Genomic DNA, 12,012 nt, shown 5'->3' with positions numbered 1-12,012 from the left:
AGGCCGGGCCATGCGACGCGGATTCACGCTGATCGAACTGCTGGTCACGCTGTCGATCCTGGCCCTGCTTGCCACGCTGGTGGTCCCCGTGACCCAGGTGAGTGTGCAGCGCAAGCAGGAGCAGGAATTACGGCGCGCCTTGCGCGACATCCGCACCGGTATCGACGCGTACAAAAAAGCCTACGACGAAGGGCGAATCGCCCGCTCCCTGAACAGCAACGGCTACCCCAAGTCGCTCGAGGAGCTGGTGGAAGGTGCGCCCGACCTGCGCAATCCCAAGCGCTCGAAAGTGTTTTTCCTGCGCCGGGTGCCGCGTGACCCATTCAATGGCGACGCCCAGCTGACGGACGCCCAGACCTGGGGCAAGCGCAGCTACGCCAGCGAGGCCAATGAACCGCGGGAAGGCGAAGACGTGTACGACGTTTATTCCACCTCCGAGCGTGTTGGCCTGAACGAGATCCCCTACAAAAAATGGTAACCATGAACCGACGCGGCTTCACGCTGATCGAACTGCTGGTGGTGCTGGCCATCGTGGCGCTGCTGCTGACGCTGGCCGTGCCGCGTTACTTCCCCAGTATCGACAGTGCCAAGGAAACCATCCTGCACGAAAACCTGCGCAACACGCGCGACGTGATTGACCAGTACTATTCGGACCGGGGCCGCTATCCCGATTCGCTGCAGCAGCTGGTGGACAAGCGCTACCTGCGCGCGCTCCCGGTGGACCCGATCACCGAAAGCACCGACACCTGGGTGCTCATCGCACCGGAAGATGCGAGCAAGGGGAGTGTGGCCGGCATTAAGAGCGGTGCACCGGGCAATGACAAGCACGGCAAGCCGTTTGCCGACTGGTAGGGCGATGACGAGGGCACGCCAACAGGGATTTACCTATCTGGGCCTGATCATCCTGCTGGCGATCCTGGGTCTGGTGGGGGCGGCCGGCCTGAAAATGGGCACGCTGTTCGAACGCGCCGCAGCCGAAGAGGAATTGCTGGAAATCGGCGCCCAGTTCAGTGAAGCCTTGCGCAGCTACGCCGCCGCCACCCCGCAAGGCCAGCCGAAACAGCCGCCCACCTTGCAGGACCTGCTGCGCGACCCGCGCTTTCCCAACCCGCGCCGGCACCTGCGCAAAATTTTTGTCGATCCCATTACCGGCAAGGCGGAGTGGGGCATCATCTACTTGCATGACAAGGTGGGCATTGTGGGCGTGTACAGCTTGTCGGACCGGCGCCCCTTGAAGATCGCCAATTTCGACATCCGTTTCGCCAACATGGAAAACCGCGAGCGCATCTCGGACTGGAAGTTTTTGGTGGCAGGCGGCGAGGGCATGCCGGGCACGCTGTTTACACCACCGAATTCGCCGCTGGCGCCAGCGGCGCCGTCCTTGTTTGCCAACCCGGGTCAGGCTGCCAGCCCCACTGGCGCTGCCAGCGTGGCGTCCGCGCCGCCAGCGGTGCCCGTGGCGCCAGGGCCCTCGCGCGACGAGGTGGAGGCCGAGAATGCCGCCGCCCAGGAACGCACCGCTGAAGCCATGGTCGAAGCACAGCGCCAGATGGCCGAGGAGATGGAGCGGCGCACCGAAGAAGCGCAGCGCCAGGCTGAAGAGAATGCTGCCGGCAGTAGCGGCGCGGCCTCGGCGGCCGACCCGTTTGTCCTGCCGCCGTCCGAAAAACGTTAGCGGCCCGTGCGGCGGAAGTCGCCAAGCCGGAAGCCAAGCGCGAACAGCACGGCGAAATACAAGACCACGCACAGCGACACGATGGCGCCCAGTTCGAGCGCGCGCATCAACCCGTGCACGCCAGGACCGGTCCAGGTGAACAGTCCGCGTGCATACCAGGCCAGGCCGCCCATGGCCACCACCGCCACGCCGAGTTTGGCGAAGAACAGCGGCCAGCCTGGCAGGGGCATGAAGATGTCGCGTTTGCGCAGCAGGAAGAACATGCAGCCGGCGTTGATGCAAGCGCCCAGGCCGATGGACAGCGCCAGACCGGACACACCCAGCAGCGGCACCAGCGCGGCATTCAACAGCTGCACGGCGATGACGGTACCGATGGCAATCCGGACCGGCGTACGGAAATCCTGGCGCGCATAAAACGCCGGCGTGAGAATCTTGACCACGATGATGCCCAGCAGACCGGCACTGTAGGCCACCAGTGGCGCCGCCGAGGCGCGGGTGGCAGCAGCATCAAACTGGCCGTAGTTGAAGAGGGTGGCAATAAGCGGTTCAGCCAGCATGGCCAGGCCGACTGCGGCCGGCAGCGAGAGCAGGAAGGTCAGGCGCAAGCCCCAGTTGAGCAGGCCCGAGTATTCCTGGCTGTCATCGCTGGCGATGGCCTTGGACAAGCCCGGCAGCAAAATGGTGCCCAGTGCCACACCCAGCATGGCGGTGGGAAATTCCATCAGGCGGTCGGCCCAGCTCAGGGCCGAGACGCTGCCTGGGCCCAGGTGGCCGGCAATGGTGGTGTTGATCAACAGGCTGATCTGCGCGGCAGACACACCCAGCAGGGCCGGGCCCATCTTTTGCAGGATGCGGCGCACGCCCGGGTCGCGCAGCGCGCGCAGGGGATTGATGTGGATGCGCGGCAGCATGCCGATCTTGACCAGCGACGGAATCTGCAGCCCCACCTGGAGCAGGCCGCCCACCATGACGGCAATGGCCATCGCGTAGATCGGCGTTTCCAGGTACTTGGGCAGGAACAGCGAAGCCAGAATGAAGGACATGTTCAGCATCACTGGCGTGAAGGCCGGGATTTTGAACTGCCGCCAGGTATTGAGCACGCCGCCTGCCAGTGCCACAAAGGACATGCAGGCAATATAAGGGAACATGAAGCGCGTCATCCACACGGCGGCGCGGGTGCTGTCCGGGGTCTGGCTGGCTGGGTCGACAATCCAGTAAATCAGGAGCGGGGCGGCCAGGATGCCGGCCAGGCTGATCAGTACCGTGCTCCACAGCAGGAAAGTGGCGGCCTGGTCGATCAGCTCCTTGGTTTCAGCCTCGCCGTTCTTGTTTTTGTATTCTGACAACAAGGGCACAAAGGCTTGCGAGAAGGCGCCTTCGGCAAACAGGCGGCGCAGCAGATTGGGCAGGCGGAAGGCGACGATGAAGGCGTCGGTATAAATGCCTGAACCGAAGGCCCGCGCCATCAGGCTCTCGCGCAGCAAACCGGTGACTCGGGACAGCATGGTCATGCTGGAAATAGCGGCGAGGGTCTTGAGCAAGTTCATGGGCCGGGATTATAGCCCGGCAAGGGCGCGGCAGATGGATTGTTGATTTAGGAATTGCCCTTGACGGAATAATTCGCTATAATCGAAGGCTGTACAGAATTCTGTTACGCAGACACTAATGTTTAGCAGACGCTAATGTTTGCAAACGCAACTTGACCCGATCTAGGAAATTCCATGGCAAATACCGCACAAGCGCGCAAACGCGCTCGTCAAGCAGTTAAGCAAAACGCTCACAATTCGTCGCAGCGTTCGACCCTGCGTACCGCAATCAAAGCTGTTCGCAAGGCCATCCAGGCTGGCGACAAGGCGGCTGCAACCACGATCTTCCAGACCTCCGTGTCGAAGATCGACAGCATCGCTGACAAGAAAATCATTCACAAGAACAAGGCAGCTCGCCATAAGAGCCGTCTGGCTGCAGCTCTGAAAGCACTGGCTGCTTAATAGCCCGGTGTAAAGGCGGACTGGTTCCGCCGAGCAGCTTGTGATTGGTAAAAAACCCGCCTGACCTGGTCATGGCGGGTTTTTTCGCTTGTGCTGCAGTTACTACATCGCCCTCGCGCAGGCGGGGGCCTATTCCACTTCGCCGAATTCGGTGACATGGAATAGGCCCCCGCCTGCGCGAGGGCGATGTAACTAGGTGCTTACTTCGCGGCGGGCAGGCCGCCAATGGTCATGCCTGGCTTGATATTCTTTTGCTTGAACCAGCCCAGGTTCATCTCCAGCGCGTAGCGCACCGGCTTGGTCGAGCAGTGGCTGTCGAGCGTCTGCGGCTGCATGTCTTCGATATTGACGATCTTGCCAGCTTCGTCGATAAACGCCACCGACAGCGGCAGCAGGGTGTTCTTCATCCACATGCACTGGCCGTTCACCCCTTCGAACACAAACACCATGCCATGGTTGGGCTCCATTTTTTCACGGAACATCAGCCCTTGCTGGCGCTGTGGATCGTTGGCGGCCACTTCGGCCTTGATCATGTGCATGCCGGCGGACAGCTTGGCGCTGCCAAAGGCGGTCTGGGCCATGGCGCTGCCGGCAGCAAGCAGGAGCAGGGCGGATGAGGTCGTTGCCAGAAATTTATTCATTGGTTTGCAATTGATGTTGGGGTGGCGGAAACTGCCATTCTAACGCGGCGCGCCCTGGCGCCGTTGACCGCCTCAGCCGCGGCGCACGCCGTCGGCCGGCACTTCCATCGATTCGCCTGGCATCAATGGATGGGTGGCCAGCGAAAACGGCCCGATACTGCTGCGCACCAGGCGCAGCGTGGGCAAACCCACTGCGGCCGTCATGCGCCTGACCTGGCGATTCTTGCCTTCTTGCAGAGTGATCGCGATCCAGGCGGTCGGCTTGTCCGCGCGCGCGCGAATGGGCGGGTTGCGCGGCCACAGCCAGAGCGGCTCGGCAATGCGCACGGCCTGGCAGGGCTTGGTGATGAAGTCGCCCAGGTCCAGCGGTGCCTGCAGGCGCGCCAGCGTGGCGCCGTCGGGCACACCATCGACCTGCACCAGATAGGTCTTGGCTTCCTTGTGGTCGGGATGGGCAATGGCGTGCTGCAGTTTGCCGTCGTCGGTGAGCAGCATCAAGCCTTCGGAGTCGGCGTCCAGGCGTCCGGCCGGATACACATTGGGCGTCTTCACATAGTCGGCCAGGCAGGCGCGTCCCTCCTGCGGGGAGAACTGGCACAGCACCTGGAACGGCTTGTTAAACAAAATGAGGGGCATAATGACACGAGTGGGAAAATGTTAAGCTTGCGGGCCAATGGCTGCTGTCGCACGGCCATGGCGCCTAGTAAGATACTGGTGCATAATAAGAAACACGCGTCTTGTGTCTTATAGAAGACTTCAATGTTCGCCTGAGTTTTTTGATCCAATTTCAGTTTGCAGACCATGCCTGGCAGACGCAACGTCCACTTCGGAGATCACGATGTATCAACATATCAAAGTACCTGCAGACGGCCAAAAAATCGCCGTCAACGCCGATTTTTCGCTGAATGTACCAGATAATCCTGTCATTCCCTATATCGAAGGCGATGGCACCGGTGTTGACATCAGCCCGGTCATGATCAAGGTGGTCGATGCGGCCGTGGCCAAGGCCTACGGCGGCAAGCGCAAGATCAGCTGGATGGAAATTTTCGCGGGCGAAAAGTCGACCACCGTGTACGGCCCGGACGTGTGGCTGCCGGAAGAAACGCTGACCGTGCTGAAGGACTACGTGGTGTCGATCAAGGGTCCTTTGACCACGCCGGTGGGCGGCGGCATCCGTTCGCTCAACGTGGCCCTGCGCCAGCAGCTCGACCTGTACGTGTGCCTGCGCCCGGTGCGCTACTTCACGGGCGTGCCTTCGCCAGTCAAAGAGCCTGAAAAAACCGACATGGTCATTTTCCGCGAGAACTCGGAAGACATCTACGCCGGTATCGAATACCAGCAAGGTTCCGACGGCGCCAAGAAGCTGATGGACTTCCTGATCAAGGAAATGGGCGTGTCCAAGATCCGCTTCCCGAACACCTCGGGCCTGGGCATCAAGCCGGTATCGATCGAAGGCACCGAGCGCCTGGTGCGCAAGGCGATCCAGTACGCGATCGACAATGACAAGCCATCGGTGACGATCGTCCACAAGGGCAATATCATGAAGTACACCGAAGGCGGCTTCCGCGACTGGGCGTACGCGCTGGCGCAGAAGGAATTCGGCGCCCAGCTGATCGATGGCGGCCCATGGTGCAAGTTCAAGAATCCCAAGACCGGCCGCGACATCGTCATCAAGGATTCGATTGCCGACGCCTTCCTGCAGCAGATCCTGCTGCGTCCGGCAGAATACAGCGTGATTGCCACCCTGAACCTGAACGGCGATTACATTTCCGACGCGCTGGCCGCGCAAGTGGGCGGCATCGGCATTGCACCAGGCGCCAACCTGTCGGACTCGGTAGCCATGTTTGAAGCGACCCACGGCACCGCGCCGAAGTACGCCGGCAAGGATTACGTGAATCCGGGTTCGCTGATCCTGTCCGCTGAAATGATGTTGCGCCACATGGGCTGGGTGGAAGCAGCCGACCTGATCATCAGCTCGATGCAGAAATCGATCGCCAGCAAGAAAGTCACCTACGACTTCGCGCGCCTGATGGAAGGCGCGACGCAAGTATCGTGCTCGGGCTTTGGCGATGTGATGATCGAACAGATGTAAGACGCGCTGCGCGTCATCCACAAGGCCCTGCCGCATCCAGCGCGCAGGGCTTTTTTATTGGTGCACGGGCTCAGCCCTGCGCCTGGGCCTTGCCGCCGCAGGCTTTGCGCTTGCCGTCTTTGGACCGTTCGCAATGGTCGGCGGCGCCGCCGCAGGCCACGGCGTCGCCGTCGCCAGAACGGGCGCAGGTGCCGGCCGTGGGGCCGCATGCGACTGCCGTGCCATCTTTCGATGCCTGGCACCGGTTGGCCTTGCCACCGCAGGCAACCGCGCCGCCCGCTTCCGCTTCCTGGCAATACGCAGCGGCGCCGCCGCAGGCCACGGCCTTGCCATCGTTCGAGCGCACGCAATAGCTGGCGCCGCTGCCGCAAGCGACTGCCTTGCCGTCCGGCGAGCTCTGGCACAACTCGGCGCGTCCGCCGCAAGCGATGGCGCTGCCGTCATACGAGTGTTCGCAATAGGCGGCCAGGCCGCCGCAGGCAACCGCCTTGCCTGAAGAGCCAGTCTGGCAGTGCGCCGCCTGGCCGCCGCAGGCCATGGCGCTGCCATCGTTTGATTGCTGGCACTGGCTTGCCTGTGCGCCGCATGCCACGCCCTTGCCGTCGTCCGAGGTAATGCAGGAAGAGGGCGGGGCCACCAAGGGCGCCGTTGCCATCGGCGCCGGCGCCTGGGTGGCGCATGCGCTCAGGCCGGCTGCCAGCGCCAGGGCAGGCAGTGTGCGCTTGAATAGAGAGAACAGACTGTTGAACATGGATTTCCCCGCTGCAGTGCGATCGTTTGCCCGATTGTACCGATTAGCGAACATGCAACGAGGATATTTGTGCGATCAGCGCGCGATCTTGCGCCGCTCGACAAACTGCGCGCCCTTCAGCCGGAACACGAAGCGCGTGGTGCCAGCGCTGGACGCCACCGCCATCTCGCCGCCGTGCGAGCGAGCGATTTCCGAAACGATGAACAAGCCCAGCCCCAGTCCTTCGTTGGCCGCATGGGCGGACGCGCGCCAGAAGGGCTTGAACAACTGGTCAATGGTGCTTTGCGCGATGGCCGGGCCGTGGTTGATGATGGCCAGCTCGAAGATGCCATTGGTGACGCTGCAGCGCACCCGCACCGGCTGCGTCGGGTCGCCATACACCAGGGCGTTCTTGAGCAGGTTTGACAGCATCTGCTGGATGCGCTGCACGTCGCACAGGACGGCCTGGTCGTACTGCAGGTCGACCTCGATGTCGCGCTCCGGATGGGCCGCGCGCAGCTCGTCGACCACTTGCATGAGGGGCAGGCGCAGCGACGGCTCCAGCGTCAGATTGAGGGCGATGCCGCCGCCCATTTTGCCGCGTGTGAAGTCGACCACGTCATTGACCAGGCCGGACATGCGCTGGGCGCTGCGCTGCATGCGCTCGAGTACGCTCAGTGCACGCGCCGACAAGCCTTCGTTGCGCAGCAATTCGATGCCCAGTAATACCGAGCCCAGCGGCGTACGCAGATCATGGCCAAGCACAGCGATGAATTGCTCGCGCAGTTCCGAGGTTTCGCGTTCGCCGAACAGGGCCGTTTGCGATTCGCTCAGTTTGCGTTCGGTTTCCAGGTGCTTGGTGATCAGCTGGGCAAACAAGGTCATGCTGGCAATGGTGGCTGTGTTCGACAATTGCGCCGGCTTGGGATCGAGGCCGCACAGGGTGCCGAAATAGCTGCCGTCGGGCCGGAACACGGGGATTGAAATATAGCTCTGGAAGCCATAGATGCGGGGCGTGTGATGGTCGCGGTACTTGGGGTCTTCGCTGACGTGATCGATTACCACCGGTAAGCGGGTGTCGCGCACTTCTTCGCACAGCGTGGTGGCCACATCAAGCTCATCGCCCACCTTGAGGCCAAAGCCGAGCTGGTCCAGCACGGCGCAGGTGTTCCAGCTGTTATCGGTGACGCGCGCAATGCACACGAAGCGCAGGCCGGTAAGGGCGGACACGGCTTCAAGGATCGTCGACACTGACGAGATCGATTGGATCGAGGCGATGTCGGAGGCAAGGGCGCTTGCTGTCACGGGGTATTCCATCCAGACGCTAAGGGGGGCATTGTCGCACGCGCAATGCAAGGCGACGATTCACGGGGCGTAAAAAAACCCCGCTTTGCAGCGGGGTTTTTCACATTCGGGTAGCTTAAGCAGCCTGGATGTTGGAAGCTTGCTTGCCTTTAGGGCCTTGCGTGACTTCGAATTGAACTTTTTGACCTTCTTTGAGGGTCTTGAAACCGTTCATGTTGATTGCGGAGAAGTGCGCGAACAGATCCTCGCCGCCGTCATCTGGAGTGATGAAGCCAAAGCCTTTGGAATCATTGAACCACTTAACTGTACCTGTTGCCATAAAAGAACTTTCAAAATAGAACCAATCACACGAGCTATAAAAGCAAGAAGCTTTTGCCCCCTCCTCAGCCTGCTCACTTCTTCATTAACAATGTACATAAGTACAAGTCAATATCCGCATTGTTGGTTGAAAAAATATCCAAGTCAAGCGGTTTTATACGGGAATTGGGAAAATGTGCGGACTCTGCGAAAAAGCAACTCTTGATTTCCCGCTTCGGGACGCCATCTGCGCATCTGAACGAAAACGCGTAAGATGGAAAACAAATGTAAATGCCCTGATATTTACGTAATGCATCAACATTGAAAGCATTAGAATAAGCGTATGGCAACCAAGCAAGACACAGAGCAATTGCTGGAGCGGCAGGTGGTCAAGCCCCCGCCGCTATACCAGGTGGCACTACTCAATGATGACTACACGCCGATGGAGTTTGTGGTGGCAGTCATCCAGGAGTACTTCAACAAGGATCGCGAGACGGCGACGCAGATCATGCTTTCCGTTCATCGCCACGGCAAAGGAGTGTGTGGCGTGTTTTCTAAAGATATAGCGTGTACCAAAGTGGAGTTTGTATTAACGCATGCGCGCAAGGCGGGGCATCCCCTGCAGTGCGTGATGGAGGAAGTATGATTGCGCAGGAACTGGAAGTCTCCTTACACATGGCCTTTGTCGAAGCCCGGCAAGCACGGCATGAATTCATCACCGTTGAGCATTTGCTGCTAGCGCTTCTGGACAATCCATCGGCCGCGGAAGTCCTGCGCGCCTGTGCTGTCAACATTGAAGATCTGCGCAAAACGCTGACCAACTTCATTGGCGACAACACCCCCACCGTGCCCGGCACGGGCGAGGTCGATACCCAGCCCACGCTCGGATTCCAGCGTGTGATTCAACGTGCCATCATGCACGTGCAGTCGGCCTCGAACGGCAAGAAGGAAGTCACCGGCGCCAACGTGCTGGTGGCCATCTTTGGCGAAAAAGATTCGCATGCGGTGTACTACCTGCACCAGCAGGGCGTGACCCGTCTGGACGTGGTCAACTTCATTTCGCACGGGGTGCGCAAAGACCAGCAGGTCGATTCGCAAAAAACCTCCGAAGGCGTGGAAGAAGCGCAGGTCGAAGGCCAGGCCAAAGAATCGCCGCTCGACCAGTTCACCCAAAACCTGAACAAGGCCGCAGCCGAAGGCAAGATCGATCCGCTGATCGGGCGCGAAGACGAAGTCGACCGCGTCATTCAAATTCTGTGCCGTCGCCGCAAAAACAATCCGCTGCTGGTGGGCGAAGCCGGGGTGGGTAAAACCGCCATCGCTGAAGGCCTGGCATGGCGCATCACCCAAGAAGATGTGCCCGAAATTCTGCAGAACGCGGTCGTGTATTCGCTCGACATGGGTGCGCTGCTGGCCGGTACCAAATACCGTGGCGACTTCGAACAACGCCTCAAGGCAGTCCTCAAGCAATTGAAGGAAACGCCGCACGGCATTTTGTTCATCGACGAGATCCACACCATCATCGGTGCCGGTTCGGCCTCCGGTGGCACGCTGGACGCGTCCAATCTGCTCAAACCTGCGTTGGCCAACGGCCAGCTCAAGTGCATCGGTGCGACCACCTATACCGAGTTCCGTGGCGTGTTCGAAAAAGACCATGCGCTGTCGCGCCGCTTCCAGAAAGTGGACGTCAACGAGCCGACCGTCGAACAGACGGTGCAGATTCTGCGTGGCCTCAAGTCGCGCTTCGAAGAGCACCACGGCGTGAAGTATTCGTCGTCGGCCCTGTCCACCGCTGCCGAACTGGCTGCGCGCTTCATCAACGACCGCCATCTGCCCGACAAGGCAATTGACGTCATCGACGAAGCCGGTGCCGCCCAGCGCATTCTGCCCAAGTCGAAGCAGAAGAAAACCATTGGCAAGGCCGAGATCGAGGACATCATCGCCAAGATCGCGCGCATCCCGCCGCAAACCGTCAACCAGGACGACCGCAGCAAGCTGCAAACCATCGACCGCGATCTGCGCAACGTGGTGTTTGGCCAGGAGCCTGCCATCGATGCGCTGTCGTCTGCCATCAAGATGGCGCGCGCCGGTCTGGGCAAAACCGACAAGCCGATCGGCTCCTTCCTGTTCTCCGGTCCGACCGGGGTGGGCAAGACCGAGGTGGCCAAGCAGCTTGCCTTCATCCTGGGCATCGAGCTGATTCGCTTCGATATGTCCGAGTACATGGAGCGCCATGCGGTCAGCCGTCTGATTGGCGCGCCACCGGGCTACGTTGGTTTCGACCAGGGCGGTCTGCTGACCGAAGCCATTACCAAGAAGCCGCATGCGGTGCTGCTGCTCGACGAGATCGAGAAAGCGCATCCGGATATCTTCAATATCCTGCTGCAGGTGATGGACCACGGCACGCTGACCGACAACAATGGCCGCAAGGCGGACTTCCGCAACGTGATCATCATCATGACGACCAATGCCGGCGCCGAGAGCCTGACCAAGCGTTCCATGGGCTTTACCGACTCCAAGGCGCAGGGCGACGAGATGGCCGACATCAAGCGCATGTTCACGCCGGAGTTCCGCAACCGGATCGACGCGACCATCAGCTTCCGCGCGCTGGACGAAGAAATCATCCTGCGCGTGGTCGACAAGTTCCTCATGCAGCTGGAAGAGCAGCTGCACGAGAAGAAGGTCGAGGCCATTTTCACCGAGTCGCTGCGCAAGTTCCTGGCCAAAAAAGGGTTCGACCCGCTCATGGGCGCCCGCCCGATGTCGCGGCTGATCCAGGACATGATCCGCAAGGCGCTGGCCGACGAGCTGCTGTTTGGCCGCCTGGTCAACGGTGGCAAGGTCACGGTCGATCTGGACGAGAAAGAGAACGTCACGCTCGACTTCCCGGAATCGGACGGCACCAGTCCTCCGGCAGCACCGCAAGAGACCGTCGAGATCGAGTAATCGATCCGGCTGCCCGAAAGCCCGCTGGCACAGCGGGCTTTTTTTTTAACTGCGGCGTATGCGCTTGATGCACGTGGCGTGGCCAGCGCCGACCCAACATTATCGAGCTCAATTCGGCACACTCTGCCGGTTTTTACGCCTGTGACCTGACACGCCTGGTGGACGCAGTCGAACGGATGGACATGTCCTGATCAATCTCGCAGGACAGCCTTGTCAAGCCGAAAGGATAAGGAATCTGGCGCCATATCCAATGCGGGTTGATTTTAATCAAAGTGAGTAACAGTTGGTTACGTTGTAATGTAGCCAACGGTTTCGTCAACGAACGAGACCGGCACAAC

At 60.5% G+C, this 12,012-nt stretch carries 13 protein-coding genes; 7 read left to right on the top strand and 6 right to left on the bottom strand.

The features are described 5' to 3' along the window. Positions 1-10: 10 nt before the first annotated feature. From BUC24_RS15275 to BUC24_RS27300, 3 genes are read left to right on the top strand one after another with little or no spacing between them, the layout of a single operon-like run. Positions 11-478 (top strand): type II secretion system protein, encoded by a 468-nt coding sequence (locus BUC24_RS15275; RefSeq protein WP_143167537.1) that lies wholly within the window; start codon positions 11-13, stop codon positions 476-478. Beyond that, the gene (locus BUC24_RS15270) at positions 472-852 is read left to right on the top strand and encodes a type II secretion system protein (protein WP_073217856.1); all 381 of its coding nucleotides are present in this window, start codon (positions 472-474) and stop codon (positions 850-852) included. Before BUC24_RS15275 ends, BUC24_RS15270 begins: the two co-directional genes overlap by 7 nt. A 4-nt stretch (positions 853-856) precedes the next feature. Then, positions 857-1,675: a type II secretion system protein gene (locus tag BUC24_RS27300; RefSeq protein WP_229448233.1), complete on the top strand. Its 819-nt coding sequence runs from the start codon at positions 857-859 to the stop codon at positions 1,673-1,675. Here BUC24_RS27300 and murJ read toward each other — a convergent pair. After that, on the bottom strand, positions 1,672-3,222 hold the full coding sequence (murJ, locus tag BUC24_RS15260; protein WP_073217852.1) for a murein biosynthesis integral membrane protein MurJ: 1,551 nt from the start codon (positions 3,220-3,222) through the stop codon (positions 1,672-1,674). The two genes, BUC24_RS27300 and murJ, sit on opposite strands and share 4 nt — an antisense overlap. Positions 3,223-3,396: 174 nt before the next feature. On the opposite strand from murJ, the gene rpsT reads away from it, so the two are divergent. After that, positions 3,397-3,663, top strand: a complete 267-nt coding sequence (gene rpsT / locus BUC24_RS15255; protein WP_073217849.1) for a 30S ribosomal protein S20 — start codon at positions 3,397-3,399, stop codon at positions 3,661-3,663. Between the two features lie 200 nt (positions 3,664-3,863). On the opposite strand, the gene BUC24_RS15250 is transcribed toward rpsT, so the two are convergent. Both BUC24_RS15250 and BUC24_RS15245 read right to left on the bottom strand, forming a co-directional pair. Continuing rightward, the gene (locus BUC24_RS15250) at positions 3,864-4,304 is read right to left on the bottom strand and encodes a DUF192 domain-containing protein (protein ID WP_073217846.1); all 441 of its coding nucleotides are present in this window, start codon (positions 4,302-4,304) and stop codon (positions 3,864-3,866) included. Between the two features lie 72 nt (positions 4,305-4,376). Next, entirely contained in the window at positions 4,377-4,940 is a 564-nt protein-coding gene (locus BUC24_RS15245) for a pseudouridine synthase (RefSeq protein WP_073217843.1), read from the bottom strand. Positions 4,941-5,142: 202 nt separating this feature from the next. Here BUC24_RS15245 and icd point away from each other — a divergent pair, with 202 nt between their 5' ends. Continuing rightward, positions 5,143-6,396 carry an NADP-dependent isocitrate dehydrogenase gene (gene icd / locus BUC24_RS15240; RefSeq protein WP_073217841.1) on the top strand — a complete coding sequence of 418 codons (1,254 nt, stop codon included), beginning with the start codon at positions 5,143-5,145 and terminating at the stop codon, positions 6,394-6,396. A 70-nt stretch (positions 6,397-6,466) separates the two neighbouring features. On the opposite strand, the gene BUC24_RS15235 is transcribed toward icd, so the two are convergent. The 3 genes from BUC24_RS15235 to BUC24_RS15225 all read right to left on the bottom strand — a co-directional run bounded on the left by BUC24_RS15235 (position 6,467) and on the right by BUC24_RS15225 (position 8,750). Then, entirely contained in the window at positions 6,467-7,147 is a 681-nt protein-coding gene (locus BUC24_RS15235; protein ID WP_073217838.1) for a hypothetical protein, read from the bottom strand. Positions 7,148-7,222: 75 nt separating this feature from the next. Further along, positions 7,223-8,431, bottom strand: coding sequence for a GAF domain-containing sensor histidine kinase (locus tag BUC24_RS15230; protein ID WP_229448231.1), 1,209 nt, complete (start codon positions 8,429-8,431; stop codon positions 7,223-7,225). 115 nt (positions 8,432-8,546) lie between these two features. After that, positions 8,547-8,750, bottom strand: coding sequence for a transcription antiterminator/RNA stability regulator CspE (locus BUC24_RS15225; RefSeq protein WP_010395943.1), 204 nt, complete (start codon positions 8,748-8,750; stop codon positions 8,547-8,549). Positions 8,751-9,071: 321 nt separating this feature from the next. Here BUC24_RS15225 and clpS point away from each other — a divergent pair, with 321 nt between their 5' ends. After that, positions 9,072-9,374, top strand: a complete 303-nt coding sequence (gene clpS / locus BUC24_RS15220; protein WP_073217831.1) for an ATP-dependent Clp protease adapter ClpS — start codon at positions 9,072-9,074, stop codon at positions 9,372-9,374. Further along, the gene (clpA, locus tag BUC24_RS15215) at positions 9,371-11,674 is read left to right on the top strand and encodes an ATP-dependent Clp protease ATP-binding subunit ClpA (RefSeq protein ID WP_073217828.1); all 2,304 of its coding nucleotides are present in this window, start codon (positions 9,371-9,373) and stop codon (positions 11,672-11,674) included. Before clpS ends, clpA begins: the two co-directional genes overlap by 4 nt. Positions 11,675-12,012 lie beyond the last annotated feature (338 nt).

Origin of the sequence: Massilia sp. CF038, assembly GCF_900129765.1 — a bacterium.
GTDB lineage: Bacteria > Pseudomonadota > Gammaproteobacteria > Burkholderiales > Burkholderiaceae_D > Telluria_A.
Note: the sequence above shows the minus strand (reverse complement) of the source record. Positions and strands in the feature narration are given on the sequence as shown.

Coding starts and splice junctions, on each gene's coding strand:
- BUC24_RS15275 (WP_143167537.1), top strand. CDS start 11: ATGCGACGCGGATTCACGCTGATCGAACTGCTGGTCACGCTGTCGATC.
- BUC24_RS15270 (WP_073217856.1), top strand. CDS start 472: ATGGTAACCATGAACCGACGCGGCTTCACGCTGATCGAACTGCTGGTG.
- BUC24_RS27300 (WP_229448233.1), top strand. CDS start 857: ATGACGAGGGCACGCCAACAGGGATTTACCTATCTGGGCCTGATCATC.
- murJ (WP_073217852.1), bottom strand. CDS start 3,222: ATGAACTTGCTCAAGACCCTCGCCGCTATTTCCAGCATGACCATGCTG.
- rpsT (WP_073217849.1), top strand. CDS start 3,397: ATGGCAAATACCGCACAAGCGCGCAAACGCGCTCGTCAAGCAGTTAAG.
- BUC24_RS15250 (WP_073217846.1), bottom strand. CDS start 4,304: ATGAATAAATTTCTGGCAACGACCTCATCCGCCCTGCTCCTGCTTGCT.
- BUC24_RS15245 (WP_073217843.1), bottom strand. CDS start 4,940: ATGCCCCTCATTTTGTTTAACAAGCCGTTCCAGGTGCTGTGCCAGTTC.
- icd (WP_073217841.1), top strand. CDS start 5,143: ATGTATCAACATATCAAAGTACCTGCAGACGGCCAAAAAATCGCCGTC.
- BUC24_RS15235 (WP_073217838.1), bottom strand. CDS start 7,147: ATGTTCAACAGTCTGTTCTCTCTATTCAAGCGCACACTGCCTGCCCTG.
- BUC24_RS15225 (WP_010395943.1), bottom strand. CDS start 8,750: ATGGCAACAGGTACAGTTAAGTGGTTCAATGATTCCAAAGGCTTTGGC.
- clpS (WP_073217831.1), top strand. CDS start 9,072: ATGGCAACCAAGCAAGACACAGAGCAATTGCTGGAGCGGCAGGTGGTC.
- clpA (WP_073217828.1), top strand. CDS start 9,371: ATGATTGCGCAGGAACTGGAAGTCTCCTTACACATGGCCTTTGTCGAA.